Annotated in this window: 22 protein-coding genes; 10 read left to right on the plus strand and 12 right to left on the minus strand. The window is 62.4% G+C overall.

Annotated elements, in window-relative coordinates:
- Positions 1–4 precede the first annotated feature (4 nt).
- Positions 5–2,044, minus strand: coding sequence for a TonB-dependent receptor (locus tag PLD_RS06865; protein ID WP_159891091.1), 2,040 nt, complete (start codon positions 2,042–2,044; stop codon positions 5–7).
- A 322-nt stretch (positions 2,045–2,366) separates the two neighbouring features.
- Between PLD_RS06865 and PLD_RS06870 the strand changes: the two genes are divergently transcribed.
- Both PLD_RS06870 and PLD_RS06875 read left to right on the plus strand, forming a co-directional pair.
- On the plus strand, positions 2,367–2,597 hold the full coding sequence (locus tag PLD_RS06870) for a VF530 family DNA-binding protein (RefSeq protein ID WP_159891093.1): 231 nt from the start codon (positions 2,367–2,369) through the stop codon (positions 2,595–2,597).
- Between the two features lie 8 nt (positions 2,598–2,605).
- Entirely contained in the window at positions 2,606–3,262 is a 657-nt protein-coding gene (locus PLD_RS06875; protein WP_159891095.1) for a Pr6Pr family membrane protein, read from the plus strand.
- Between the two features lie 72 nt (positions 3,263–3,334).
- On the opposite strand, the gene PLD_RS06880 is transcribed toward PLD_RS06875, so the two are convergent.
- From PLD_RS06880 to PLD_RS06890, 3 genes are all read right to left on the minus strand, one after another.
- Positions 3,335–4,120 (minus strand): siderophore-interacting protein, encoded by a 786-nt coding sequence (locus tag PLD_RS06880; protein WP_159891097.1) that lies wholly within the window; start codon positions 4,118–4,120, stop codon positions 3,335–3,337.
- Positions 4,117–4,695, minus strand: coding sequence for a PadR family transcriptional regulator (locus PLD_RS06885; protein ID WP_159891099.1), 579 nt, complete (start codon positions 4,693–4,695; stop codon positions 4,117–4,119). The genes PLD_RS06880 and PLD_RS06885 overlap by 4 nt, the downstream gene beginning before the upstream one ends.
- 155 nt (positions 4,696–4,850) lie before the next feature.
- Positions 4,851–7,958 (minus strand): transglycosylase domain-containing protein, encoded by a 3,108-nt coding sequence (locus PLD_RS06890; protein ID WP_159891101.1) that lies wholly within the window; start codon positions 7,956–7,958, stop codon positions 4,851–4,853.
- A 570-nt stretch (positions 7,959–8,528) separates the two neighbouring features.
- On the opposite strand from PLD_RS06890, the gene PLD_RS06895 reads away from it, so the two are divergent.
- On the plus strand, positions 8,529–9,950 hold the full coding sequence (locus tag PLD_RS06895; protein WP_159891103.1) for an amino acid permease: 1,422 nt from the start codon (positions 8,529–8,531) through the stop codon (positions 9,948–9,950).
- A 102-nt stretch (positions 9,951–10,052) separates the two neighbouring features.
- Here PLD_RS06895 and PLD_RS06900 read toward each other — a convergent pair whose 3' ends face one another.
- The 4 genes from PLD_RS06900 to PLD_RS06915 form a co-directional block, all read right to left on the minus strand.
- Positions 10,053–10,652: a hypothetical protein gene (locus PLD_RS06900; RefSeq protein ID WP_159891105.1), complete on the minus strand. Its 600-nt coding sequence runs from the start codon at positions 10,650–10,652 to the stop codon at positions 10,053–10,055.
- 8 nt (positions 10,653–10,660) lie between these two features.
- Positions 10,661–11,251, minus strand: a complete 591-nt coding sequence (locus tag PLD_RS06905) for a papain-like cysteine protease family protein (protein WP_159891107.1) — start codon at positions 11,249–11,251, stop codon at positions 10,661–10,663.
- Between the two features lie 249 nt (positions 11,252–11,500).
- Positions 11,501–11,785 carry a putative quinol monooxygenase gene (locus PLD_RS06910; RefSeq protein ID WP_159891109.1) on the minus strand — a complete coding sequence of 95 codons (285 nt, stop codon included), beginning with the start codon at positions 11,783–11,785 and terminating at the stop codon, positions 11,501–11,503.
- 62 nt (positions 11,786–11,847) lie between these two features.
- Entirely contained in the window at positions 11,848–13,467 is a 1,620-nt protein-coding gene (locus tag PLD_RS06915) for an FMN-binding glutamate synthase family protein (protein WP_159891111.1), read from the minus strand.
- Positions 13,468–13,765: 298 nt separating this feature from the next.
- On the opposite strand from PLD_RS06915, the gene PLD_RS06920 reads away from it, so the two are divergent.
- From PLD_RS06920 to PLD_RS06940, 5 genes are all read left to right on the plus strand, one after another.
- Positions 13,766–14,038 (plus strand): type B 50S ribosomal protein L31, encoded by a 273-nt coding sequence (locus tag PLD_RS06920; RefSeq protein ID WP_159891113.1) that lies wholly within the window; start codon positions 13,766–13,768, stop codon positions 14,036–14,038.
- A 168-nt stretch (positions 14,039–14,206) separates the two neighbouring features.
- Complete coding sequence (locus tag PLD_RS06925; RefSeq protein WP_159891115.1) at positions 14,207–15,592, plus strand: HD domain-containing phosphohydrolase; 1,386 nt, start codon at positions 14,207–14,209, stop codon at positions 15,590–15,592.
- 58 nt (positions 15,593–15,650) lie between these two features.
- Positions 15,651–16,085, plus strand: a complete 435-nt coding sequence (locus PLD_RS06930) for an NUDIX domain-containing protein (protein ID WP_159891117.1) — start codon at positions 15,651–15,653, stop codon at positions 16,083–16,085.
- Positions 16,086–16,109: 24 nt separating this feature from the next.
- Positions 16,110–16,748 (plus strand): LysE family translocator, encoded by a 639-nt coding sequence (locus PLD_RS06935; RefSeq protein WP_159891119.1) that lies wholly within the window; start codon positions 16,110–16,112, stop codon positions 16,746–16,748.
- Between the two features lie 29 nt (positions 16,749–16,777).
- Positions 16,778–17,287, plus strand: a complete 510-nt coding sequence (locus PLD_RS06940) for a GNAT family N-acetyltransferase (RefSeq protein WP_159893426.1) — start codon at positions 16,778–16,780, stop codon at positions 17,285–17,287.
- A 46-nt stretch (positions 17,288–17,333) separates the two neighbouring features.
- Here the strand turns inward: PLD_RS06940 and metR are convergent, their stop codons facing one another.
- Positions 17,334–18,251, minus strand: a complete 918-nt coding sequence (metR, locus tag PLD_RS06945; protein ID WP_159891121.1) for a transcriptional regulator MetR — start codon at positions 18,249–18,251, stop codon at positions 17,334–17,336.
- Positions 18,252–18,359: 108 nt separating this feature from the next.
- Here metR and metE point away from each other — a divergent pair, with 108 nt between their 5' ends.
- Both metE and PLD_RS06955 read left to right on the plus strand, forming a co-directional pair.
- Positions 18,360–20,669, plus strand: a complete 2,310-nt coding sequence (gene metE / locus PLD_RS06950; protein ID WP_159891123.1) for a 5-methyltetrahydropteroyltriglutamate--homocysteine S-methyltransferase — start codon at positions 18,360–18,362, stop codon at positions 20,667–20,669.
- A gap of 173 nt (positions 20,670–20,842) precedes the next feature.
- A complete protein-coding gene (locus tag PLD_RS06955; RefSeq protein WP_159891125.1) occupies positions 20,843–21,877 on the plus strand; it encodes an alpha/beta fold hydrolase in 1,035 nt (344 codons plus the stop codon).
- A 29-nt stretch (positions 21,878–21,906) separates the two neighbouring features.
- Here PLD_RS06955 and PLD_RS06960 read toward each other — a convergent pair whose 3' ends face one another.
- Genes PLD_RS06960 through PLD_RS06970 form a run of 3 tightly spaced genes read right to left on the minus strand, consistent with a single transcriptional unit; the run spans position 21,907 to position 26,190 of the window.
- A complete protein-coding gene (locus PLD_RS06960; protein WP_159891127.1) occupies positions 21,907–23,304 on the minus strand; it encodes a sigma-54 dependent transcriptional regulator in 1,398 nt (465 codons plus the stop codon).
- Complete coding sequence (locus tag PLD_RS06965) at positions 23,294–25,066, minus strand: HAMP domain-containing sensor histidine kinase (RefSeq protein WP_159891129.1); 1,773 nt, start codon at positions 25,064–25,066, stop codon at positions 23,294–23,296. Before PLD_RS06965 ends, PLD_RS06960 begins: the two co-directional genes overlap by 11 nt.
- Positions 25,063–26,190, minus strand: coding sequence for a GNAT family N-acetyltransferase (locus tag PLD_RS06970; RefSeq protein ID WP_159891131.1), 1,128 nt, complete (start codon positions 26,188–26,190; stop codon positions 25,063–25,065). The genes PLD_RS06965 and PLD_RS06970 overlap by 4 nt, the downstream gene beginning before the upstream one ends.
- Positions 26,191–26,196 lie beyond the last annotated feature (6 nt).

Genomic DNA, 26,196 nt, shown 5'->3' on the forward strand with positions numbered 1-26,196 from the left:
GACCTTAGAAGGTCGTGCGCAAGCCCAACTGGACACTGCGCCCGGCGGCCGGCGCGATGTCCCGCAGGATTGAGCTGGCGTAGCGCACGGTCTGATTGGTCAGGTTCTCGCCCTTGACGAAGGCCAGCCACTGGCTATGGCCGATGTCGAAGCGATAGCCGGCGCTGGCGCCAAAGGTGGTGTAGCCATCGGTGCTGCTTTCGTGGTCCGGCACGCGGCCCTGGCCGGCAGCGTGCTGCACGTCCAGGCGTGCCTGCCAGCGATCCAGTTCCCACAGCAGGCCGCTGTTCAGGCGCAGCGGAGCAATGCGCGGCAGGTCCTGGCCGTTGTCGAGGTTCTTGGCCCGGGTGTAGTCGCCGGACAGCTCCAGGGCGAACTTGCCGTAGGCGCTTTCCCCCAGCGCCCAGCGATCCTGAGCTTCGATCCCGGTAAAGCGTGCCCGGACCCCGGAATAGGCATATTCGGGAACCCCGTCTGCGGCTTCTTCGCCTTCATCGTTGAGGGTCCGTCCCGTGCCCAGCAGGCCGATGTAGTTGGAGAAGTGGCTGTAGAACACTCCGACACTGCCTTTATGCACACCGTTGTCGAAACGCAGGGCCAGGTCGCTGGATACCGCCTTTTCCTTGGACAGCTTGGCGCTGCCCACTTCATAGGTGCCGGTGGCGACGTGGGCGCCGTTGGCATACAGCTCATAGAAGGTTGGGGCGCGTTCGGTGTAGCCCAGGGTCGCGGCCAGGGACCAGACCGGGGTCAGGGTATAGACCGCGCCCGAGGACAGGCTGCCGGCAGTGAAGCTGTTGGACTTGTCGGCCTGGGCAAAACGCTCGTTGCCTTTGCCGTCCGGGTCCACAGTGGTGTGTTCCAGGCGCCCGCCGAGGCTGAGTCGCAGGCGCTCGGTGGCTTGCAGTTCTTCAAGAATGAATAGCGCGCCGCTGTTGGTGTCGGTCTGCGGGACGAAGGCTTCTTCGCCCAGGGCGGAGAACTCGTTGCGATTGACCTGGGCGCCGATCACCCCTTCCAGCGGGCCGATGGGTTGGTGCCGGGCCTCGACCCGGGCCTCGTAGCCTTTGTTCTTGAAGGTGGTGCCGGTTTCGCCGCCTTCGATCTCGCGGTGTTGGTAATCGGTGTAGCCGGCGTTGAACTTGAGCGCACTGAACGGCCCCTGGAGGTTGCGCAGTTCCGAGGCGAAGGCGTAGTGGTCCTGCTTCATGCGGATACGCACGTCGTCTTCGGCGGGGGAGCCGTAGTTGGCGTCGTAGTTGCTGTAGGACAGGCCGGCATAACCGTCATCCCAGGTGTAGGAACCGCCAATGGCGCCGCCGTCCTGGCGCCCGTCGCTGTTGCCCAGGCGACCTTTCTTACCGTCACCCTCTTCACTGGCCGGAGCATGGCGGCTGCGGGCGTCACCCGGAATCTTCAGGTCATTGAACTGGCGCGAATTGGCGTCCAGGTGCAGGGCGAAGGTGCCGTTGCCGGCCTCCAGTTTGCCGGCGCTGCTGCGGGTGGTGTCGGCGCCGCCGTAACGCAGCTCTCCGGCCCCCTGAATGCCCTCGATGGCGTCGGTAGGAATGCGATTGTCGAAGCTGTTGATCACCCCGCCAATGGCGTTGCCGCCATACAACAGCGCTGCCGGGCCTCGGACGATTTCGATGCGTTCGACGTTGACCGGGTCCAGTGGCACGGCGTGGTCGTAGGACAACGACGAGGCGTCCAGTGCGCCAACGCCGTTTTGCAGAATGCGGATGCGGTCGCCATCCAGGCCGCGTATCACCGGGCGGCTGGCCCCCGGGCCGAAGTAGGACGAGGACACGCCAGGTTGTTTGTTCAGGGTTTCACCGAGGCTGCCCTTTTGTTCCAGGGTCAGTTGCTCACCTTCCAGCACCGTAGTGGGGGCGGCCAGTTGCGAACGGCCCAAGGGGTTGGCGGTGATGACCTGCTGAGGCAAATCCAGGGCTTGGGCCTGGGATGCGATCAGCAAGGCGGCGGGCAACGGCGACAAGCGCCACACTAAAGAGCGAGCAGGGCGGGGGATAGAGAGGGACATCGGTGATTCCTTGGCAAGCGTTGCGCAGTGCGCGTTGAGTCAGAAAACAGGCGGGACACGGGCCCCTGAATGCGGGGGAGTGGTTGTTTGTTGATACAATATAACATCTCTTTTGTTTTGGAATGCCAGGAACTTTCCGCTTGTCTGCTCCGCCTCTGTGCTAGACGCCGGTGAAGGCGTCGATCGCCGATTCGCGCTGAAGGTTGCCTGAAACCGTCCCCAGTGCTGCTAGCGACTACAGTTAAAACCGATGCTCTGGCGCGCACGCATGCCCTCGGATAAGGTGCGCGACTTCTTTTCTTTCTTCGCTCGAAGGCCTGGCATGACCGACACCCACACCGACCCGCTGCATGGCGTAACCCTGGAACAGATCCTTAAAGCGCTGGTGGAGCATTACCAATGGTCGGGGCTGGCCGAGCGCATCGACATTCGCTGTTTCAAGAGCGACCCGAGCCTCAAGTCGAGCCTGACCTTTCTGCGCAAGACCCCGTGGGCCCGGGAGAAAGTCGAAAAGCTCTACGTCAAGTTGCAGCGCACCAAGCGCCCGCTCTGAGGAACCCCATGGCCACTGGATCGCTGCAAAGGCTGTTCAGCCGGCAAGGCCTGATTGCCGTGGCCGCCATGCTGGGCTGGCTGGGCCTGTCGGTTCAGTTGTATCTGATCCTGTTGCTGCGCTGGGACGCTGGCGACAGCCTGCTGGGCGGGGTGGTGAGCTTCTTCAGCTTCTTCACCGTGCTGAGTAACACCCTGGTGGCTTGCGTACTGACCTGCGCCCTGAAGCTGCGTAGGGGGCGGGGAACTGCGTTCCTGTTGCGCCCTTCGGTGAGTGGCGCGGTGGCGGCGAGCATTGTGCTGGTGGGGCTGGCTTACAGCCTGTTGCTGCGGCATCTGTGGCATCCCCAGGGCTGGCAATGGTTGGCCGATGAGCTGCTGCATGACGTGATGCCGGTGCTGTTCCTGATCTACTGGTGGCGCTGCGTACCCAAGGGGCATTTGCGCTTCAGGCACCTGGGCTTGTGGATGCTCTACCCGACGCTGTACTTCGCCTATTTGCTGATACGCGGGCATTTGCTGGGGCTGTACCCCTATCCCTTTATTGCCGTGGACACGCTGGGTTACCCCCAGGTGTTGCTCAATGCTCTGGGCATCTTGGCGGGGTTTGTGGGTGTGTCCCTGATCTTGCTGGGCCTGGACCGTTGGCTCGGCCGAAAAACCTAGCACTGCAGCCGGCTGCCAGCGAAGGGCCTTGCAGATCGCCTTCGCTGGCAAGCCCGCTCACATCGCGAGGGTTTAGGCCTCTTCGCTGCTGTCCAGGCGCCAGTAGCCGGCAGCCTTGACCAACCCTTCGTCGAGCCGGTGCTCATCCAGCAGCACCCGACGAATCTGCCGCGACAGCTTGCTTTCGGTGGCCACCCAGGCATACAGCTTGCCTGCGGGCACCTGCAGCTCGCGCACGCAACGGACCAAGTCTTGCTGGCCTGTCTCGCGCTCGACCCAGATCACCTCGACTTCGGCGGCGCTGTGCAGTGCCTGACGCTCTGCCGCGTTGTGCACTTCGATGACCGCCAGCACCCGGCGTCCGGCCGGCAGTTCTTCCAGGCGTCGGGCAATGGCCGGCAGGGCGGTTTCATCGCCGATCAGCAGGTAGCTGTCGAAGATGTCCGGCACGATCATCGAGCCCCGTGGCCCGCCAATGTGCAGGTGCTGGCCGGGTTTGGCCTGTTCGGCCCAGGTCGACGCCGGCCCCTCGCCGTGGATAACGAAGTCGATGTCCAGTTCGCCCTGTTCCGAGTCGTAGCGGCGTGGGGTGTAGTCACGCATGGCGGGCATCGCAACGTCGTCCTTGCCGGAGCCCAGCACCAAGGTTTCCAGGGCGGCTTGTTGCTCGGCGTTCTGTGGGAACAGCAGCTTCACATGGTCGTCGCTGCCCAGGCTGATGAAACCGGCCAGCTCGGGTCCACCGAGGGTGATACGACGCATGCGCGGGGTCAGGTCGACAACGCGCAAGACGTCCAGGCGTCGGCGCTTGATCTCGTGGCTGACCCGGTGAATCGAGAGTTCGGAGGTTGCAGTCATTCGGATGGCTCCTGGGCAGCGGGGTGGACCGGACCATCGACAATGGCCTTGGCGGTGTTGTTCAGCAGGTCGCGTACCCGAAGGATTTCTTCCGGGCTCCAGCGGCCGTGGTGCATTTGCAGGGCGTGGCGCAGGTTATGCACCGCTTCATGGATTTGTTCCGGTCGATCGTGGCCGCGCAGCGAGCGCTTGCTGACCTCGATGCGCATGCGCACGCCATCCAGGGCGGTGGCCTGCTGCTCCAGGGAACGACGCCCGGCCTCGGTCACGCGGTAGCGTTTTTTTCCGCCTTGGGCGTCACCTTCGATCATTTCGCTCTCTTCCAGAAAGGTCAGGGTCGGGTAGATCACTCCGGGGCTTGGACTGTAGGCGCCGTCGAACATGCCCTCGATCTGGCGGATTAAGTCATAACCGTGGCAGGGCTGCTCGGCGATCAGCGCCAACAGCAGCAGTTTCAGGTCGCCAGGGGCAAATACGCGGGGGCCTCGGCCGCCGCGTTCACGATTGGGCCGCCGCTCAAAAGCCTCCTGGCCGTCAGCCTGTTCACGATGGGGCCGTTGATGATGTTCGTTCATTTTCTCTTTCTCCTCGCTGAGTAAGACATAACTTAAGATATATCTTAAGACTGCGTAAGTGTTTCTACGCCGTATAAAGCAGCCGTTGGTCGCAGAGCAGAGGTGGCCCGAGGTCGCGCCGCTTCGGGCCATCAGTTGCGCTGAGCGATGAGCCGTCAGCGTTGCGTGAGGTGGCCCAGGCACTGGGTGCCGTTGCCCGGTTGCAGGTAGGGCATGAGAATCGGTGCCATGCCCTTGAGCACTTGCACCGGCAGGGCCGAGGTGAATTTGAAGGCTTGGGCCGAAGCCCCGGGGACATAGGCGGTGAGCGTGCCGAAATGGTGATCGCCGATGTAGAACACAAAGGTCGCCGTGCGGTTGATGGATTTTGAGCTCAGCACCCGGCCGCCGGCGCCAACGGCCTCGATGCGGTTATCGCCGGTGCCGGTTTTTCCGCCCATGGCCAGCGGCGTGCCGTCCGCCAGTTGAAAACTCCCGGACACCCGTCTCGCAGTGCCGGCATCCACCACCTGGGACAAGGCGCCGCGCAGCGCCGTGGCGACCTCCGAAGGCATCACCCGCTTGGCTTTGCCGGGGTCATTGCGCAAGTGGGTTTCATAGGGCGTGCCCGTCGCAAACCGCACGCTGTCGATGCGCAAGGTGGGCAGGCGTACGCCGTCGTTGAGGATGGTGCCCACCAGTTCGGCCAGGGCTGCTGGACGGTCGCCGGAACTGCCGATGGCGGTGGCCAGGGACGGCACCAGGTGGTCGAACGGATAACCGACGCTTTGCCAGCGTTGATGAATATCGAGAAAGGCTTCGATCTCCAGCATGGTGCGGATACGGCTGTCCCGGGCGCTGCGATGACGGCTCTTGAACAGCCAGCTGTAGACTTCTTGGCGCTCGAATTCGCTGGCTTTGACGATCTGGCTGAAGGTCGCGTCGGGGTTGTTCATCAAGTAACCCAGCAGCCACAGGTCCAGCGGGTGGACCTTGGCGATGTAACCCTGATCCGGCAGGTTGTAGGCCCCCGGGCCGTAGCTGGCATAGAGCTTGTCGAGGCGTTCATCGCTGAGCTTGGCGCCGGCCTTGGTGCCCTCCAAATGAGCTCGGACAAAGCTTTTGAAGCTCTCCTGGCTGGCGCTGGGTAGCAGGTAGCGATGCACGGCGGCGAGGCGGATCGCGGTGGGGTGCATGCTGTCGAGGAAGGTTTCCAGGCGCGATTGGGTGTCTTTGTGGCGGTACTTTTTCCAGAAGCGCAGTAGGAACGAGATGCCTTCTCGGTCGGCGAAGCGTGCCAGGTATTCCTGACGTCGCGGGTCCTCGTCGTTTTTGAGCAATTGGGCGCTACTGCTGTCGCCACCGTAGGTGCTGTAGCGCACCAGATCGCGCATCAGGCGAATGAACGGCAAGTTGATGGACTCACGCAGGGCGTCGCGCAGGCTTGGGTTGCGACCGTTGTCCGCGTTGCGAAAGTTATGGAAGCGGTGCACGCCGCCGCCGGTGAAAAAGGCTTCGCCGGGGCTGGCGGAATAAGTGCGCTCCAGGGCTGCTTCGAGCATTGTCGAGAGGTTGCGGTCGCTGTTTTGCATCAAGTAGTCAAGGGCCCAGAGGCTCAGGCGGTCTTGATCGTTCACCGTGACTTTTTTAAGTTGCGCCGGCGTTTGTCCGGCGTACTGCTCGTGCAGCTCGGCGATGATCTGCAGGTAGGTGGTCAGCACCCGCAGCTTGGCGGTGGAGCCCAATTCGAGTTTGCTGCCTTCGTTGATATCGAAGGGCTGGTCGGTACTGTCGGTTTGCACCCGCACCCGTGAGCCGTCGGGGGTGAGTTCGAGCAGGGTGAAGCTGTAGCGCACCTGACGGGTGCTGCTGGCGGTCAGCAGGCGGTCGCCGAGCACGCCGATCTGGGCGGCGAACACCGGGTCGGCGAGTTGTTTGAGGTACGCGGTGCTCTGCTGTTGCAGGTCGCTCTGCAGGGTGCTGGTGGCGGACAGGTCGAGGCGATCCAGGTCATACAGCGATCGATTGAGCAGGCTCGCCAGGCGGTTGCGGGCCACGCTGATGCCTTTGTTGGTTTCGATCGGCTGGATCGTCGGTTGTTGCTGCCAGTCACGGTAGGTCACTTGTCTGGCCAGGGCGGCAGCGCTGAGTGCGGGGTCAATGACGCCCTCCTGAGCCAGCAGGCGGATGTGGCTGTCGGTCAGATCGGCCAGCGCCGCGCGACCTCGGGCCAGGTAATAGGACGGACGGCGCTGGGCGATCATCAGCGACAGCATCTGGCGCAGGGCCAGTCCGCGCAGAGCCAGGCTGTTCGCATCGGTGGCGGTGTCGCTCAAGGCCTGATTGACCTGATCGAAGTCGGCGCCGAACCAAACCCGCAGGCCTTCGGCCATACCGTGCACTTCACCGTGGCCGGGAACCGCCGACAGCGGCACGCTGTTGAGGTAGTCACGCACAATCCGCTGCCGGGCTTGCAAAGTCTCCGGGCCATTCTGGTAGGCCCGCACGCTGGCGGAAATCATCTGACGGATCTTCTCGCCGCCAGACACTGTCAGGCCGTCGGGCGAGTGGCGGTATTTTTCCAACTGGGTGGCCAGGGTGCTGCCGCCAGCGGTCTGTCCGGGCAGGTGCAGGAGCTTGGCCAACTGCGACCAGGCTGCCTTGGCAAAACGCGGCCAGTCTACCGCCGGGTTGGCCTGGGGCGTTTTCGGGTCCAGCAGGTCGCGGTTTTCGATGAACAGCAAGCTGTGCACCACCAGGGGCGGAATGCGGGCGAAACGGGTGTACAGCTGTTGCGGGTAATTGAACTGATACAGGGGCGCGGCGCGGCAGTCGGTGATCGACAGGCCCGCTTGGATTTTTTCGCTGTAGGGCACGAAAAAGCCGTTCTTGCTGTAGTCCATCAATGCGGGCGAGAACCGCGTCTGGGCCTCGATCAGGTAGCCGCGCTTGACCAGGCGCGGCAGGAACTCCCCCAGGTTGCTGTAACCCAGGCGCCGATCGAATGGGCCTGCGCCGGGGTAGAACACGGCATTACTGGGGCCGGCATGCAGGGTGTAGCTCAGATCACTGGCCAGTCGGCTGAATTCACGGGCCTGGAGGGCCGAGGTGTGTATTTCCCGGGCGGCGGCAAATCCCAGGACGATCAAGGCAATCAGCAACAGCAGCCAGAACAAACGCCAGCCCCTGCGCCGGGGTTTGCGAGGTTTTGGTGACGGTGCTTGCTCCTCGCTGTGGCCGGGCACTGCGTTTTTACGCGAATCGGTTTGCCACGAAGCGCCCATAGTCGATTGATCCATTGACCTAGATTGATCGGACTTGCCTGAAGCTTAGTCGGTGGTGGCCACAGATGAAAAAATTGTCAATGGCGGTCGCCGGCCAGTTCGCCTGCTCGTGCTGCTTCGCTGAATGGGGCGTGACGGCGTGTCGTCGGCGGGGCGTTCAGTGGGGGGGCGCGGTGGCCGGGGCCGGAGGAGGCACGTTCCCCACGACCGGCGGGAGAGTGCGGTAATAGAGCCTTTACCAAGGTAAATACGCCCTAGGTAGGGGCATGACGATGCACCAGGGCTGTGCAATACTCCCGGCCCTTTCGGAATGAGGTCTTGGGGCAAAAAGTAGGTAATGCTTCTCCGTGAAAGCGCTTTGTGCCGAGATTTCTCTCTGAATTTAGCTGTTTATAGAGTGAAAAGCCCTGTCTTGAGCTTTTTATACTGCACGCCCCGCTGACCTGGCAGGTTTTGTCCTACAGGCGCGTCGTCCCACAAGGCCGGCACGGTTGCGCAAGCGTCGGTTATCCGTCGCCGCTTCGCCTACTCGGTGGTTCATATCCAATAACAAAATGAGGTTGTATCTCTATGCCAGTTGGCAACCAACTGCCCCACGGCGAGACCGCTCAGGGCGGCCCACTGAAACGCGAACTCGGCGAACGGCATATTCGCTTGATGGCGCTGGGCGCCTGTATCGGTGTCGGCCTGTTCCTCGGCTCGGCCAAGGCGATTGAAATGGCCGGTCCGGCCATCATGCTGTCCTACATCATCGGCGGCCTGGCGATCCTGGTGATCATGCGCGCCCTCGGTGAGATGGCGGTGCACAATCCTGTCGCCGGCTCCTTCAGCCGTTACGCGCAAGACTACCTAGGCCCGTTGGCTGGGTTTCTCACCGGTTGGAACTATTGGTTCCTGTGGCTGGTGACCTGCGTCGCGGAAATCACCGCGGTGGCGGTGTACATGGGGATCTGGTTCCCCGATGTGCCACGCTGGATCTGGGCCCTGGCGGCCCTGGTGAGCATGGGTTCGATCAACCTGATCGCGGTCAAGGCTTTCGGTGAGTTCGAGTTCTGGTTCGCCCTGATCAAGATCGTCACCATTATCGCCATGGTGATCGGTGGCGTCGGCATCATCGCCTTCGGTTTCGGCAATGACGGCGTGGCCCTGGGGATTTCCAACCTGTGGACCCACGGCGGCTTCATGCCCAACGGCATGACCGGCGTGCTGATGTCCTTGCAGATGGTGATGTTCGCCTACCTGGGCGTAGAGATGATCGGCCTGACCGCCGGTGAAGCGCGCAACCCGCAGAAGACCATTCCCAACGCCATCGGCTCGGTGTTCTGGCGCATTCTGCTGTTCTACGTGGGCGCGTTGTTCGTGATCTTGTCGATCTACCCGTGGAACGAGATCGGCACTCAGGGCAGCCCCTTCGTGATGACCTTCGAGCGTCTGGGGATCAAGACCGCCGCTGGCATCATCAACTTTGTGGTGATCACCGCCGCGCTGTCCTCCTGCAACGGTGGCATCTTCAGCACCGGGCGCATGCTCTACAGCCTGGCGCAGAACGGTCAGGCCCCGGCCGGCTTCGCCAAGACCTCGAGCAACGGTGTGCCCCGTCGCGCGCTGTTGCTGTCGATCTTCGCCTTGCTGCTGGGCGTGCTGATGAACTACCTGGTGCCTGAGAAGGTGTTTGTCTGGGTCACTTCCATCGCCACCTTTGGGGCGATCTGGACCTGGGTGATGATCCTTCTGGCTCAGCTCAAGTTCCGTAAGGGCCTGACCCCGGCCGAGCGTGCGGGGCTGAAATACCGCATGTGGCTGTACCCGATCAGCTCCTACCTGGCGCTGGCGTTCCTGGTACTGGTGGTGGCGCTGATGGCCTACTTCCCCGATACCCGTGTAGCGCTGTATATCGGCCCGGCGTTCCTGGTGCTGCTGACGGCACTGTTCTATGTGTTCAAGCTGCAACCGACCAATGTCCAGCAAGGTGCGACGCGTCCGGCATCGTAATGGCGGACCTGCCGATGCTTCTGGTGTAAGCATCGTGGGTGGTGGGTCTGGCAGCACACATCCGGCGTCCTGAAAGGGCCGCCGGATTTTTTTTAGCCCGACTCAGCCGCTCAGGGTGCCGCTGGTATCGGCATCAAAGGCCGCTTTGGTGTGCCGGGCCGCCGGGGCCAGCAGGCCGAGCAGCGCCGCTTCGCTGTACAACTGGTGGGTGGCGAGGCTTTTGGGCGTCGGCTGCAGGGGAATCAACAACGCTTCATTGATTCCGTGCAGCCAGATCGCCGTCACCTGTAGTGCCGGGACAAACAGCAAGCGCAGTTCATAGGCTTTTCCCTGCAGTCGAGGGTGTTGCTCCGCGAGGTTCAGGGCGCTGACCGTGGACGCGGCCAGAGCGCCGTGGTTCAGCGCGCTGAATTCGACCATGCCGGCGACCTCGCGTAGTTGCGCGTCGGCAATCGACATGCCCGCCGCGAACACCAGGTAGTGCCAGTCACCTGCGCAGGCTTGGTCCAGCCCCTTGCCACTGGCCAAGTCCTCCAGGCTCAGGGCATAGCCGCGAAACGCCTCGGACAGGCTCAGGGTGTTGGCGCGCGCATTGGCAAACAAGCGGTTGATGCCAAAGCCCCGGGTTTGCAGGGCGGCCTGCAATGCCGGGCGCAGTTGTTGGACGCCGTTGGCTGGCGCCTTGGGATAAGTCAGTTGCATGACGCCTCCTAGTTTTTGCGTGTGAAGTAGGTGTGGGTCCAGGTGCCGCCGCCGTTGTAGGAACTGGGGAAACTGTTCAGGGCCCGGGTCGAATACCCGAAGATTGAATCGGCCACCAGCAGGTAGCCGCCGTCAGTGCCGTAGATCGTCAAAAAGTGCGCGCCGCCACCGTACCAGGCGCAACGTAAGCCGATGGGACGGCCCATGCCGATCTGGTTCTCGATGGCGGGCATTTGCATGCGGCTTTCACGCATGCCGCCATAGCTGCGGGTGGTCCTGAGCGCCGAGTCCAGGTAGCCGTAGACGTTGCAGGGCCCAGGCTGGCTGCAGCAAGTGTTGCGCCCCAGTCCAGCATTGGCCACAGCGCATTGGGTCCAGGAACCGGTGCCGTAGTAGTTGCCGACCGAAGCGGACAACGCCGCCCAGCACCAATTGCTCTGGGTCTGTGGCTGGATACTGAAGTTCAGTCGGGCGCCGGCCAGAGGCGCGGCTTCGACGTAAGGGTCGACATCACTGAGCGCCGGGTCGATCAGGGCACTGGCGATGCACCGTGGGAGTGCTTGCGGGGTGCCGGAGTGGGTCAAGGTGGTACTGAGCATGTTCATCCTCCATGAGTGAAAGCCCGCTTCCAACGGCATGTCGTGGTCGCGTGTTTCGATCAAGCCTGTAAGCGGACCCGGATACGTGACGCGGCGCGTTGCCAGCCTCGATGACGTGCGCTGATCGGGTCTGCAAGCAACCTTAGATGGCGTATGCGTCAATGCAAGTTAATTATGCGTTTATGCATCATGGCGGGCGTGGATGTCCCTGGTAAGGGGGGCATCCGTGGCGGGAGGGGGGAGCAGCTGCTAGAACGCGTCCATCAACAACACGCGGCACTCGCGGGCCTGGAAGGCGTTGATCTGTGGCACCAGGCGGGTGAAGTGCTCGCTGCGGCAGTGGGCGTCGAGGGCGGCGCGGTCAGGCCACTGTTCGACGAAGATGAAGTGCCCGGGGTCTTTCTGATCGACGAACAGATCGTAGGCGATGCACAGTGGCTCTTGGCGGGTCTTTTCCACCAGCTCGGCGTACCACGGGCGCACGGTTTCCAGGTGTTCAGGGAGGATGAAGTCTTCAGCGATAACCTTGAGCATTTGCGTCTTCCGGTGAGTCGCTCAGGCTCCCCCGGCGGTAGGGGAACGCTGGAGCGGCGGGTTTAAGCTGCGGCTTGGGTGTTGGGTTCGAAGCTGTCGGCCCGGGCCAGTTGCCACATGCGCGAGTAGAACTCGCCATTGACCTCGCCGGTGAGCAATTCACCGGGTTTGAGAAACACATGCAACTGGGAGAACAGTTTGATTTCGGTGGCCGACATGCGCCGTACCAGATGCTTGGCTTCCAATTGCGAGGGGTGTTGCAGGCCGGCGGCGGCGAGCATTTCCGCCAGGGCCTTGAGGGTGTTGCGGTGGAAACTGTAGACCCGCTGGGCCTTGTCCGGCACCACCAGCGCGCGTTGGCGCAGGTTGTCCTGGGTGGCCACGCCGGTCGGGCACTTGTTGGTGTGGCAGCTTTGCGACTGGATGCAGCCGATGGCGAACATGAAGCCGCGGGCGGAGTTGGCCCAGTCGGCGCCAATGGCCAGCACGCTGGCGATGTCGAAGGCGCTGACGATCTTGCCGCTGGCGCCGAGCTTGATCTTGTCCCGCAGGTTCAGGCCCACCAGGGTGTTGTGGACGAACAGCAGGCCCTCGCGCATCGGTGCGCCGATGTGGTCGGTGAACTCCACGGGGGCTGCGCCGGTGCCGCCTTCCTTGCCGTCGACCACGATGAAGTCCGGGAGGATGCCGGTTTCCAGCATGGCCTTGGCAATGCCCATGAACTCCCACGGGTGACCCAGGCAGAACTTGAAGCCCACCGGCTTGCCGCCGGACAGCTCACGCAGTTGCTGGATGAAATGCATCATTTCGATTGGGGTGGAAAAGGCGCTGTGGCTCGATGGCGAGACGCAGTCCTGGCCCATGGGAATGCCGCGGGTGTCGGCGATTTCCTGGGTCACCTTGTGCTTGGGCAGGATGCCGCCGTGGCCGGGCTTGGCGCCCTGGCTCATCTTGATTTCGATCATCCGCACTTGTGGGTTCTGCGCCTGGGCGGCGAAGCGCTCGGGGTCGAAACGGCCCTCGGCGGTGCGACAGCCAAAGTAGCCGCTGCCCAGTTCCCAGGTCAGGTCGCCACCGTGTTCGCGGTGGTAGGGGCTGATGCTGCCTTCACCGGTGTCGTGGGCGAAGTTGCCGAGCTTGGCACCCTGGTTCAGGGCACGGATGGCGTTGGCACTCAGGGAGCCGAAGCTCATGGCCGAGATGTTGAATACCGAGGCCGAATAGGGCTGGGTGCATTGCGGGCCGCCGACAGTCACGCGAAAGCTGCTGGGGTCGCTCAGGGGCGCCGGGCGCATGGAGTGGCCGATGAACTCGAAGCCCGATTGATACACGTCGATCAGGGTGCCGAAGGGCTTGTCGGCGCTTTGATTCTTGGCCCGGGAATACACCAGCGAGCGCTGGGCGCGGGAAAAGGGCAGGGCGTCGCTGTCGGACTCCAGCAGGTACTGGCGGATCTCTGGGCGAATGCCTTCCACCAGGTAGCGGATGTTGCCCAGGATCGGGTAGTTGCGCCGCACCGCGTGGGGGCTTTGCAGCAGGTCGAAGATCCCCAGCAGGCTCAGCAGGCCGGTGACCAGGGTGAATGGCCAGAGCCAGTCGTGTTCGAGAAAGGGCAGGCTGGCGAGGGTGAATATCACGCAGGCAGCAAAGAAGGCGTAGCGGCTCAGAAGTGACAGGCTCATACGGTTTCCTTGGTTCGGACTTATCAGGTCTATCAGGCATCTGCTGCCTGAATAACGGGTCATACACCGCAGCGCCGGGCGGGCCACGGTGGTAGTGCTTATAGGAATTCAGGGCGGTGTCAGAGCGTTGCAACCCAGCATACTGGCGCGCCGGGGGCGTGCGGGCAAGCCTGAAACGGCGCGGCGAGGGCGAGGTTAGACGATTGTCGAAGCTCTTTATTGCGAAAGCTTCTCGTTTTAGCTGAGGTTTATTGTTACTGTATAACAATTACTTTGAGCCGAACCGCTGGAGGTTCCCATGAAGCCCCATATCCATCCCGAATACCGCACCGTGCTGTTTCACGACACCGCCGCTGACGTTTATTTTCTGATCGGCTCCACTGTCGAGACTGACCGCACCCATCCATACCGCGACGGCAAGACCTATCCCTATGTAGCCCTGGACGTTTCCAGCGCCTCGCACCCGGTGTACACCGGCCAGCAACGCAAGACTCAGTCCGAAGGCCGTATTGCAGGCTTCAACAAGCGTTTCGCCTCCTTCAGTTCCAGCGCTAAAGCCGCTGCCAACTGAAGTTGTTGGCGCCATCGCCAGCGTTTGCTGGCGTTTCTCCAACAGATCAATGGCATTAAAAAGCCATCATCGCAGCGGGAAACTCTTCTAAGCTTGAGTCAGGCAACAGGGATAAGTTACCTGCACACAATAAGGGATGCGTGCACCGACGTTGACCCGAGGTGCCTTATGGGTGAGCTAAACGTTGCCACAGTCACACGCCGACCCGGAGTATTGCTGGTGGATGCTCAGGACACGATCCTGCAGCGTCTGCGCCAGTTGCTCAGTCCCCATCCCTACACCCTGTATTTTGCTCGCGACGCCGCTGAGGCTCTGCGCATCATGGCCTGCGAGGACATCAATCTGGTGGTCAGCGCCGCCCACCTGCCGCAAATGGATGGTCCGACCCTGCTGGCGCGCATTCACCAGCACTACCCGGCCACGACGCGCATTCTGTTGACCGGCAACCCGGACTTGCAGTTGCTCGCCAAGGCCATCAATGAAGGCGAGATCTACCGATACCTGAGCAAACCCTGGGACGATCGGGAGTTGCTACTGACCTTGCGTCAGGCCCTGGAGCATCAGCATTCCGAGCGTGAGCGCCAGCGTCTGGAGGTTCTGGCGCAACAGCAGAACAGCGAGCTCAAGGTCCTCAATGTGGAACTGGAAAAACGCGTCGCGGCACGCACCGCCGAGTTGCAGCAAACCGCCGATATGCTCGACCTGGCATACGAGGAGCTCAAACACAGTTACGCCACTGGCGCCGAGCTGTTCTCGCTGCTGGTCAATCAGCGTCTGCCGCCGGACAAACAGACCAACCGCCGAATCATCGAGCTGGTACGCGCCTACTGCAAGATCCAGGGCATCGACGCGGCGACCCAGCGTGACCTGGGCATGGCCGCGGCGCTGCACAACATCGGCAAGCTGAGTTGGAGTGACAGCATGATGATCACTCCGGCGGACTTACTGCATCACGCTGAGCGTGAGCGTTATCGGGCCTATCCGGCACAAAGCGAATCGCTGCTGATGACCCTGGAACCGGTGCAGGATGCTGCACGCCTGATCCGCCATCACCAGGAACACTGGGACGGCAGCGGTTTTCCCGACCACCTCAAGGGCGAGGCAATTCCCCTGGGGTCGCGGCTGCTCAAGCTGGCGGTGGATTTCATCGAGTTGCAATGCGGGTTGGTACTCGAACGGCACATGAACAGCGACGAGGCCTTGGTATTTTTGCGCAAGTACGCCGGGCGGCTGTACGACCCCGAACTGGTGGAAGGGTTTATCCAGGTGTGCTCGGTGTACCTCAGCGATGTGACCCTGGGTGATCCATCGGTCAAGGTCCTGAGCACTCGTGAATTGGCAGCGGGCATGATCCTGGCGCGCAACCTGAATGCCGACAACGGCATGCTGCTGCTTAACGCCGGCAAGGTGCTTAGCGTGCCCCTGGTGGACAAGCTGATCGCCTTTGAAACCATGGAGGGCGCGCGCTACAGCGTGTTTGTCAAACTGCCCAGGGAGGAGGCCTGCGCCCTGAGCACAGGCCACCAGGCACCGGAAAACACCGCTGGCAGATGACGTCGTGTCGCCGCCCATGGGATCCTTGCGCCTTCGTTCTCATGCTGGTCGGGTTCCCATGTCGCCTTCTACCGCTGCTGTACCTTCCCTCATTTACATCGCTGCGGCCCTGTTGATCGGTGCCGACGGCCGCACCCTGCTGGTACGCAAACGCGGTACCCAAGCCTTTATGCAACCTGGCGGCAAGATCGAAGCCGGCGAGCAACCAGTGCACGCCCTGGCTCGCGAGCTGGAAGAAGAACTGGGTCTGCGCATCGATCCGGCGCAGGCCCTTTATCTGCAACAGTTCTCGGCACCGGCGGCCAACGAACCGGGGTATGAAGTGCGCGCCGAGGTGTTTTTGCTGCGCATCGACAGCCCGGTGACCCCGGCGGCGGAGATTGAGGAGGTGTGCTGGATAGATCCGGCCGGTGATGGGGGATTGTTCCTGGCGCCATTGACACGTGATCTGATTCTGCCGTTTTATCGCAAGGCCCAAGCGAGCCTGCTCTGAACCTTCCGATTGCTAGGGACTGCAATGATTCCACTTCACGACTACCTGATCTTCGCCGCCGCTTCCCTGCTGATGGTGCTGACTCCAGGGCCGAATATGATCTACCTGATTTCCCGTTCGATCTGCCAGGGGCGCAAGGCGGGAGTGACCTCGTTGCTGGGCGTGGTGGCGGGGTTCTTCGTCCACTTGTTTGCGGCCGCGTTGGGGTTGACGGCGGTGTTCATGGCGGTGCCCCTGGCCTATGAAGGGCTTAAATGGGCCGGTGCCCTGTACCTGCTGTGGCTGGCCTGGCAGGCCCTTAAACCGGGGGCTCGCTCGCCCTTTGAGGCCCGGCAACTGCCGGCCGATTCGCCACGCAAACTGATGAGCATGGGGTTTCTGACCAGTGCCCTGAACCCCAAGATCGCGGTGTTCTACCTGTCGATCTTTCCGCAGTTCATCCATCCCGAACACGGTTCGGTGTTCTCCCAGAGCCTGATTCTCGGCCTGACCCAGATTGGCGTGAGTTTTTCGGTAAACCTGCTGATCGCGGTGTTTGCCGCGAGCATCGCTGGCTGGTTCGCCCACAACCCCGCGTGGCTTGCGCTGCAGCGTTATGTCATGGGGTTTGTGTTGGCGGGACTGGCCGTGCGCCTGATGTTCGAACAACGCCGTACCAACTGAATATCACACACTGACGATCCCGCATGAGCCTGCAGATCCAGCACCTGACGCCTGACGATGCCGAGCAATACCGGGCCTTGATGCTTGAGGCCTACGAGCGCCATCCACAGGCGTTCACCTCCACTGTCCGGGAGCGCGAGAAGCTGCCCCTGGCCTGGTGGGGCGCCCGTCTGGACGGGGAGCTGGACCTGATCCTGGGAGTCTTTGTCCAGGGGCGGCTGGCGGGGATCGTCGGCCTGGCCTTCGAGCTGCGGGAAAAGGCCCGGCACAAGGCGACCCTGTTCGGACTCTACGTCACGGCCGAGCAACGTGGCAGCGGCCTGGGCCGGCAACTGGTGCAGCACCTGCTGGCCGAGGCGGCGGAGTATGAAGGACTGCGCCTGGTGCAACTGACAGTGACGGCGGGCAATGACCCGGCGCTGTCCTTGTACCGGCGCTGCGGCTTCGTCCAGTTCGGTCTGGAACCCCATGCGGTGCGCGTGGGGGAGGACTATTTCGACAAGATCCATATGTGGCGGGAAGTGCCGGTCGAAGCTTGAACCAGGCCGTTGGGGCCCGGTCGCTGGCCAGCCCGCGCCTGGCGGATCAGCGCACCGCGCTAACGCCGTCCAGGGTCGAGAACGAGGTGTCCTTGGCGGTCAGCAAGAAGTCGCGCATGTAGGGCGCATCCAGCATGTCGGCGCGAATCGCCGCGTACAGGGTGGCGAACAGGCCCTTTTCCCCCAGCCGCTTGGCTTTCACATAACCCCGTGAACTGTATTCATGCAGGGCCCAGTGGGGCATGCCACACACACCGCGGCCGCTGGCCACCAGTTGCATCATCATCACCGTCAGTTCCGAGGTGCGCACTTGCGCCGGCTCGATGTCCGCCGGCTCCAGGAAGCGGGTGAAGATGTCCAGGCGGTCGCGCTCCACCGGGTAGGTGATCAGGGTTTCATTGACCAAGTCCTCCGGAACGATGTACGGCTTGTTCGCCAGGGCATGCTGGTTGGCGACGGCGAGCATGGCCTCGTAGGTAAACAACGGTACGTAGGTGATGCCGCTCAGTTCCACGGGGTCGGAGGTTACCACCAGGTCCAGGTCGCCCCGGGCCAGGGCGGGCAGCGGGGCGAAGGAAAACCCCGAGGCCAGGTCCAGCTCCACTTCCGGCCAGGCGTCGCGGAACTGATCGATGGTCGGCATCAGCCACTGGAAGCAGCTGTGGCATTCGATCGCCATGTGCAAACGTCCGGCGGTGCCACCGGCCAGGCGGGCGATGTCGCGTTCGGCGCCGCGCAGCAGCGGCAGGGTGGCATCGGCCAGTTGCAGCAGGCGCAGGCCGGCGCTGGTGAAGCGCACCGGCTTGGTCTTGCGCACGAACAAGGGCATGCCCAGGCGCTCTTCAAGCTCCTTGAACTGGTGGGACAGGGCGGACTGGGTCAGATGCAGGCGTTCGGCGGCTTCAACCAGGCTATCGGCTTCGCGCAGGGCATGCAGGGTCTTCAGGTGACGGATTTCGAGCACCAGGTTCTCCATGAGTAAATTTTGTGATGAACACGAAAATGTTGAGTTTGTCTCATGTTGCATGGGCTGTCGACAATAGCGCCATCTTTTACAAGGAGGCATTTACCCATGGCACTGGCCCACACCCTCGGTTTTCCCCGCATCGGCGCTGACCGCGAACTGAAAAAAGCCCTTGAGTCGTATTGGAAGGGTGACCTGGATCAGCCCGCGCTGCAGCAGGTCGGCCGTGAGTTGCGGGCTCGGCACTGGCAGTTGCAGAAAGACGCCGGTATCGATCTGTTGCCGGTGGGGGATTTTGCCTGGTACGACCAGGTGCTCAGTCACTCCCTGACTTTCGGTGTCATTCCCGAGCGTTTCGACAGCGCCCGCGATGCCCAGGGCCGTCCGACCCTGGACACCCTGTTCGCCATGGCCCGTGGCGCTTCTACCGGTTGCTGCGGCGAGCAGGGGCAGGCGCAATACGCCCAGGAACTGACCAAGTGGTTCGACACCAACTACCATTACCTGGTGCCTGAATTCAGCGCCGACCAGGCTTTCAAGTTGAGCTGGGAGCAGTTGTTCGACGAGGTCGACGAAGCCCATGGGTTGGGGCATCAGGTCAAGCCGGTGATCATCGGTCCCTTGACCTACCTGTGGCTGGGCAAGGCCAAAGGCAACGCCTTCAACAAGCTCGACCTGCTGGAGCGCCTGCTGCCGCTGTACGGCGAGATCCTCAACCGGCTCAAGGCCCAAGGCGTGGAATGGGTGCAGATCGACGAGCCGATCCTGACCCTCGATCTGCCCCAGGAGTGGAAGAGCGCCTTCGAGCGTGCCTACCACATCCTTCAGTACTCGCCCTTGAAAAAACTGGTGGCCACCTACTTCAGTGGCCTGGAGGACAACCTCGGCCTAGCGGTTGGCCTGCCAGTGGATGGCCTGCATATCGACGCCGTGCGCGCCCCGGAACAACTGGGTCAGGTCTTGGATCGCCTGCCGACCTACAAGATTCTCTCGGTGGGACTGGTCAACGGGCGCAACGTCTGGCGCTGCGAACTGGAGCAGGCCTTACAGCAACTGCAGGTGGCCCAGGAGCGTTTTGGCGACAACCTGTGGGTCAGCAGTTCCTGCTCCTTATTGCACAGCCCGGTGGACCTGTCTCGGGAAGATCAACTGGATGCCGAACTTAAAAGCTGGTTGGCCTTTGCCGTGCAGAAGTGCGGTGAGATTTCCGTTTTGCGTGACGCCCTGAATGACCCCCAGGCTCCGGCGGTGCAAGCGGCGCTGACGCAAAGCCGTGCGGTGCAGGCCAGTCGTGCACAGTCGCCGCGGATCCACAAAGCGCAGGTCCAGGCCCGGATCAAGGCTATCACCGCCGCCGACAGCCAGCGCCAGTCGCCCTTTGCCCTGCGTATCGAGCAACAGCGGGCGCGGCTGCAATTGCCGATCTTTCCTACCACCACCATTGGCTCCTTCCCGCAGACTTCATCGATCCGCCTGGCCCGTCAGGCGCACAAGCAAGGCAAGCTGTCACTCAACGACTACACCGATGCCATGCACCGTGAGATCCGCCACGCCGTGGAGATCCAAGAGCGCCTGGGCCTGGATGTGCTGGTTCACGGCGAAGCCGAACGCAACGACATGGTGGAGTACTTCGCCGAACAATTGGACGGTTACCTGTTCACCCGTTTCGGCTGGGTCCAGAGCTACGGTTCACGCTGCGTCAAACCGGCGATCATTTATGGCGACCTGAGTCGGCCCCAGGCGATGACCGTGGACTGGATCCAGTACGCTCAGAGCCTGACCAACAAGGTCATGAAGGGCATGCTCACCGGCCCTGTCACCATGCTGATGTGGTCCTTCCCTCGCGAGGACGTGTCGCGCAAGGTGCAGGCGCAACAATTGGCCCTGGCCCTGCGTGATGAAGTGCAGGACCTGGAACAGGCCGGGATCAAGATCGTGCAGATCGACGAAGCGGCGTTCCGCGAAGGCCTGCCCCTGCGCCGGGCGCAATGGCAGGAGTACCTGGACTGGGCGGTGCAGGCCTTCCGCCTGAGCGCCTCCGGGGTGAAGGACGAAACCCAGATCCATACCCACATGTGCTACAGCGAGTTCAACGACGTGATCGAGTCTATTGCTGCCATGGATGCCGACGTGATCACCATCGAGACTTCCCGTTCGGACATGGAGCTGCTGCAAGCCTTCGAGGCCTTCGACTACCCCAACGACATTGGTCCAGGGGTGTATGACATCCACTCGCCGCGGGTGCCGGACACCGCCGAAATGGTCAAGCTGATGAGCAAGGCGGTCAAGCGCATTCCCGCCGAGCGCTTGTGGGTCAACCCCGATTGTGGCCTCAAGACCCGCGCCTGGCCGGAAACCGAAGCCGCCTTGGTGAACATGGTGGCCGCGGCACGGCAACTGCGCAGCCAACTGGCTTGAAGCTCCCCGCATGGGCGCTGGCCGGCGAAGGCGATCATTCGGTCCTCTTCGCCGGGCGGTGAGCTGAAGACCGCTGGGCAATCTTCATCAAACTGTCACGCAACTGTGGCAGCGCGAATCATCGAAGTTCATCAGACTCGCGCTCTACTGGGGTTCTGCGTTTCGGTGTTTCCATGCGGGCAAGATTATTTTCCATTGTCATCCTGCTGGCCGGGCTATTGCTCGGCCAGCCGTCTTTTGCGGCCGCGCGCTGCGATGTCAACGTTCCCACGCAACGGGTCGATCTGCCTCAGGTGAGCCTGGCTTACCAGAGCATCGGCCGTCCTTCCGATCCGGCTTTGCTGCTGATCATGGGGCTGGGCGGGCAACTGATTCACTGGCCCGACGAGGTGGTGACGGCCCTGTGCATGCAGGGTTTTCGGGTGATCCGTTATGACAATCGCGATGTCGGCCTGTCCACTTGGCGCCAGGCGCCGGCCAGCGCCAACCTGACCTTTGAAATGCTGCGCTACAAGCTTGGCCTGCCGGTGGCCGCGCCCTACACCTTGACCGATATGGCCGATGACGCCCTGGGGTTGATGGCCGCGCTGCACGTTGAGCAGTTCCATGTGCTGGGAGCGAGCATGGGTGGCATGGTTGCTCAGCACCTGGCGGCCATGGCGCCGCAGCGGATCGAAAGCCTGACCCTGATCATGACCAGTTCCGGCGCCGAGGGCCTGCCGGCCCCGAATGCGGCGCTGGTACAACTGTTGTCGCGGCGCAATGCGCCGAACCGTGAGGCGGCCCTGGAGCAACAGGCGGATTTGCTGGCGGCATTGGGCAGTCCGAACGTCAGGGATGATCGTCAGGTGTTGTTGCATCAAGCGGCGCAGGCCTATGACCGTTCGTTCAACCCGGAAGGGGTCAAGCGCCAGATCATGGCGATTCTCGCCGAGCCGAGCCGGGTACCACTGCTCAAGCAACTGCGGGTGCCGACCCTGGTGGTGCACGGCACCGCTGATCCGTTGTTGCCGGTGATGCATGGGGTGCACCTGGCGGCACAGATCCAGGGCAGTCAGTTGAAGTTGATTCCTGGGTTGGCCCATCGATTTCAGGAAGCCTTCAAAGCCCCGTTGCTGGCGGCGGTGCTGCCGTACCTGCAAAACCACCGGGAAGACACCTCCCACTGGGCGCAGATCGACGCGTTGGAAGTGGGCAACGTACTCTGACGTTCTGACCGACGCTAGGGCCCAGTGTTCTAGCGGACGATCTTGTCCACTTGAATGCCGAGCTTTTTCAGTCGGTACCAGAAGCTGCGTTCGGAAATTCCGATCAGTTGCGCAGCGGCGGCCTGCACGCCACTGCTCTGCTGCAGAGCAGCAAGAATGTAGGTTTTTTCCACGTCGGCCAGGGCGGCGTCCAGATCGCTGGGCACCTGAGGGCCGACGCTGAAGTCGGCGCTGCTTTGCGCGGCTGCCGACGGGGCGCCGAACAGGTAGCCCGGCAGGTCGCTTTCAGCGATGACCTGGCCGGTGGCGACAATGGTCGCGCGCTCCACGCAGTTCTGCAGTTCGCGGATGTTGCCTGGCCAGGCGTAGTTGGCCATGGCTTGCAGGGCCTGCGCGCTGAACCCGGTGATGCGCTTGCCAGCGGCGGCACCCAGGCTGTGGGCGAAGTGCCGGGCCAGTAGGGCGATGTCCTCGACCCGTTCGCGCAAGGCCGGCAAGGGAATGGGGAACACATTGAGGCGGTAATACAGGTCTTCGCGGAATTCTTTGTTGGCCACGGCTTCCAGCAGGTTCTTATTGGTCGCGGCGATCACTCGCACATCGACCTTGCGCTCTCGGGGGTCGCCCACCGGTTCGATTACCCGCTCCTGCAGGGCACGGAGAATCTTGGCCTGCAAGGCCAGGGGCATATCGCCCACTTCATCAAGGAACAGGGTGCCCTTGTCGGCTTGCTGAAAGCGCCCGATCCGGTCGGCCACGGCACCGGTGAACGCGCCCTTGCGATGGCCGAACATCTCGCTTTCCAGCAAACCTTCGGGAATCGCCGCGCAGTTGACCGCGACAAAGGGTTTGTCGGCGCGATTGCCGTGCTTGTGAATGGCCCGGGCGACCATTTCCTTGCCGGTGCCGCTTTCTCCGGTCAGCAGGATCGTGGCATTGCTATCGCGCACCGAGTCCACGGCCTGCAGCACCCGGCGAAAGCTCGGGCTGTCGCCCACCAGGCTGTCGAATTGCTGCGCCTCTTCCAGTTCGGCGCGCATGCGTTGGTTGTCTTTGAGAATGTCGCGAAATTGCAGGGCCTTGCTGACGGTGATGTCCAACTCGTCGATGTCGAAGGGCTTGGCGATGTAGTCGTAGGCGCCGTTGCGCATGGACTGCACGGCGTTTTTCACCGTGCTGTAGGCGGTCATCACGATCACTGGCAACTGTGGGTAGCGCAGCTTGATCTCCGCCAGCAGTTGCGGGCCATCCATGCCGGGCATGCGCCAGTCGCTGATCACCAGGTCGATGTCTTCCTGTTCCAGCACCTTGAGGGCGTGCAGGCCGTTGCTCGCGGTGAATACCTGGACGCCGTTCTGGCTCAGGGCCGAGGACAGCAGGTCGCAGAGTTTCGGTTCGTCGTCCACCACCAGCAGGTTATGCGTCATCACTGTCCTCGTCGTCTTCGTCACCGTTGGCCGGAATGTACAGGCTGAACGTGGCGCCGGCATCTTTTTCGCTGACGCATTCGATGTGCCCGTCATGGCTTTCCAGGATCGAAAACACCTTGGCCAGGCCCAGGCCGGTGCCCGAGGCCTTGGTGGTGACGAACGGCGTGAAGATGCGCTCAAGCATGTCCGGTTCGATGCCCTGGCCGGTGTCACTGATGCTGATGATGGTTTCGTCGTCCTGTTGGGCGATGCCCAGGGTCAAGCGGCCGCCTTCGGGCATGGCGTCGATGGCGTTGAGGATCAGGTTCAGGCAGGCCTGCTTGAGTTGCCGCGCGTCGGCGTGGATGGTGGCGCCCGGTGCGTGATCCTCGATGCGTGCATCGATGTTGTGGGTCGCCAATTCCGGGGTGCAGAAACCCAGCAGTTCTTCCACCAAGGGGCGCGCCGCTTGGGTGGCGCGAAGCGGTGCGCTGGGCTTGGCGAAGTCGAGGAAGTCGGTGATCAGGTCGTTGATCCGGCTGACCTCGCTGATCACGTATTCCAGGTGGCGCTTGTCGTTTTCCGGCAGGTTGGAGCGCCGGTGCAGCAGTTGTGTGGCGGTCTTGATAATGCCCAGCGGGTTGCGGATTTCGTGGGCCAGGCCCATGGCCACCTCGCCCAGGGCGTGCAGGCGGTCGCGGCGGCGCAATTGAGCTTCCAGGTGCTGCAACTCGCCGAGGCGTTCGGTCATGTGGTTGAAGGTGCTGCTCAGCTCGGCCAGTTCGTCGCCTCCGATGACCGGCACCCGCTGCCGATAATCGCCGGCGGTCACCGCTTGCACGCCCTTGGACAGGCCCCGCAGTGGCCGGGTCAGGCGTTGCGACACCAGCCAGCCAACGCACAGCGAGGCGGCCGAGCTGAGCAGAAAGATCAGGATGAACAGGTTGCTCTGGTTGATCAGCCCCACCAGGCTGCTGTGACGCAACAGGCCGCTGAAAATCACCCCAACCAAATCGCCATTGTCATTGAAGATCGGGCGGTACAGGCCGCTGTAGCGGTTGGTGAACTGTTCGGTGGGCTGGCGCGTGGTGCGCAGGACGTCTTCGATCTTTTGTGGCACTCGCGTTGGATGGTTCTCGAAGCGCTGGGTGGCGAAGATCTCCGAAAAATCATCGGCCTTGGCCAGGTACAGGCGCAGGTCCAGGGAATGCACATCGGCCACGCTGGTGAGGAAGCTGGCGTCCAGGTACGTGGCGATCAGCAGTTGATAGTCGACCCCCTCGAGGTTGGTCTGAAAGGTCGAGACCACCGCCCCGGTGGCCACGCCGCCGACCTGAATGGTCTGCAGGACGGCATTGGAGGCGGTGCTGATCTGGCCGATCACGTCGTCGGCGGCGGTGGTGAACATGACCTTGCGGTCGCTCTTGCGAATCAGCGCCACCACGTCGATGCCCATGGAGTCGGCGATGTCGGCGGTGAGTTTGTCGTGCTTGGCCGCCTGGCGATCGGTGGGCGGACGCGTGTAACGCAGGAACAGCTGGGCGATCCGCGCGTTGTCATGAAGGATCTGGGTGATCTCGTCCTCGACGATCTTGGTCGATTCCTGCAGCCAGATGCGCACGTTGCTGTCGAAAATTTCCGACAGCGTGGTGGCCGCCAACTCGGCGGCAATCATGGTGGGAATCACACTGACCAACCAGAACGCCAGCACCAGCTTGCGTTGCAAGCTCCAGCGGGAGATGGCGAAAGGGCGGGGCGGACGACGATCTTTTCTGGTCATGTACTTTCGCTTATTGCAGCGGCCATGGCGGGGTCGGAGCGATCCGGGCGGACAAAGCGTTTTATCACTTTGAGCAGCCCATTGATCAAGGGATTGCGGTGCTGGAAGAACACCATGTTAGCGGTGAAGCGGCAGCCTAGGCGTAATTTACTGGCATAGCCGGCCTGACCACACTCGTAGAGTGGAATCCGTTGCTGGATGCAGTAGTCGACATTGGCCAGCCAACTGCGCACATACAGGTTGTGCTCACGCGTGAGGTTCAGGTCGTGGGCAAAGAACTTGTCGATCAGTCGGTGTGGGTCGACGAGTACCAGGTTGAATGCCACCAGCTGCTCGCCGACCCAGTACAGAACGCAGGCCGCGCGCGGCCCCAACTGTTCGAGAATGCCGGTGAAGTAGCCCGCTGGCAGGCGCTCGAACTGCAGGTCGCTGCGCTTCAGGGTCGCTTCGTACAGGCGCATGATGTCCGGCAGCACATCGTCGATCTGCTGGCGCCATTCGATGCGCGGTCCTGGTGCCCGGAGCTTGCGGCGCAGATCCTTGCGGGTGGATTTGCCCAGGGTGCCCAGATAGGCGTCGATCGAGGCGAAGGGCACTGGCAGCAGCGCGCTGGGCAGGCTCGGCATGCTTTGCAGGCCGGCGGCCCGGCAACGGTCGGCCCATTGTTGATCGTGTCGTGGGGCATCCTTGATCGCCATCAGGCCGATGCCGCAGTTGTCGGCGTCACGCCGGGCCAGTTTGAGCAACTCATCGAACAAGGCCGGGCGGCGTTCGTCGGGCACATGGCTGGCGATGCCGACGTTGCACTGTTCGGCCACCGGCGAGCCAATGGCGTACAGGCGCAACTGCAAGACCCCGGGCCACTGGCGCTCCAGGCGCTCGGTAAAGCGCTTGGCCAGCCCCGAGACTGTCGTGTCGACTCGGTACTGGGTGGTGAAGGCCGGCGCCACTGCCACCAGTGTCGAGCCTTCATAGATCGCCAGGTAGCGCCACTGAAAGTTGGCGACGGCGGCTTTTTCCACCGCCAGGTAGTAGTCCCAATCCTCCAGGGCTTGTACAAAGCAGTCATTCCAGGCACCGCGTTCGATGGCCTGGATGGTTGAAAAGGCTTGGGCGGTAATCACGTCTTT

Origin of the sequence: Pseudomonas sp. LD120 (assembly GCF_009861525.1) — a bacterium.
Classification (GTDB): Bacteria; Pseudomonadota; Gammaproteobacteria; order Pseudomonadales; family Pseudomonadaceae; genus Aquipseudomonas.

Coding starts and splice junctions, on each gene's coding strand:
- metE (WP_159891123.1), top strand. CDS start 18,360: ATGGCACTGGCCCACACCCTCGGTTTTCCCCGCATCGGCGCTGACCGC.
- PLD_RS06925 (WP_159891115.1), top strand. CDS start 14,207: ATGGGTGAGCTAAACGTTGCCACAGTCACACGCCGACCCGGAGTATTG.
- PLD_RS06910 (WP_159891109.1), bottom strand. CDS start 11,785: ATGCTCAAGGTTATCGCTGAAGACTTCATCCTCCCTGAACACCTGGAA.
- PLD_RS06895 (WP_159891103.1), top strand. CDS start 8,529: ATGCCAGTTGGCAACCAACTGCCCCACGGCGAGACCGCTCAGGGCGGC.
- PLD_RS06865 (WP_159891091.1), bottom strand. CDS start 2,044: ATGTCCCTCTCTATCCCCCGCCCTGCTCGCTCTTTAGTGTGGCGCTTG.
- PLD_RS06870 (WP_159891093.1), top strand. CDS start 2,367: ATGACCGACACCCACACCGACCCGCTGCATGGCGTAACCCTGGAACAG.
- PLD_RS06930 (WP_159891117.1), top strand. CDS start 15,651: ATGTCGCCTTCTACCGCTGCTGTACCTTCCCTCATTTACATCGCTGCG.
- PLD_RS06890 (WP_159891101.1), bottom strand. CDS start 7,958: ATGGGCGCTTCGTGGCAAACCGATTCGCGTAAAAACGCAGTGCCCGGC.
- PLD_RS06920 (WP_159891113.1), top strand. CDS start 13,766: ATGAAGCCCCATATCCATCCCGAATACCGCACCGTGCTGTTTCACGAC.
- PLD_RS06915 (WP_159891111.1), bottom strand. CDS start 13,467: ATGAGCCTGTCACTTCTGAGCCGCTACGCCTTCTTTGCTGCCTGCGTG.
- PLD_RS06955 (WP_159891125.1), top strand. CDS start 20,843: ATGCGGGCAAGATTATTTTCCATTGTCATCCTGCTGGCCGGGCTATTG.
- PLD_RS06900 (WP_159891105.1), bottom strand. CDS start 10,652: ATGCAACTGACTTATCCCAAGGCGCCAGCCAACGGCGTCCAACAACTG.
- PLD_RS06965 (WP_159891129.1), bottom strand. CDS start 25,066: ATGACCAGAAAAGATCGTCGTCCGCCCCGCCCTTTCGCCATCTCCCGC.
- PLD_RS06875 (WP_159891095.1), top strand. CDS start 2,606: ATGGCCACTGGATCGCTGCAAAGGCTGTTCAGCCGGCAAGGCCTGATT.
- PLD_RS06880 (WP_159891097.1), bottom strand. CDS start 4,120: ATGACTGCAACCTCCGAACTCTCGATTCACCGGGTCAGCCACGAGATC.
- PLD_RS06905 (WP_159891107.1), bottom strand. CDS start 11,251: ATGCTCAGTACCACCTTGACCCACTCCGGCACCCCGCAAGCACTCCCA.
- PLD_RS06935 (WP_159891119.1), top strand. CDS start 16,110: ATGATTCCACTTCACGACTACCTGATCTTCGCCGCCGCTTCCCTGCTG.
- PLD_RS06885 (WP_159891099.1), bottom strand. CDS start 4,695: ATGAACGAACATCATCAACGGCCCCATCGTGAACAGGCTGACGGCCAG.
- PLD_RS06960 (WP_159891127.1), bottom strand. CDS start 23,304: ATGACGCATAACCTGCTGGTGGTGGACGACGAACCGAAACTCTGCGAC.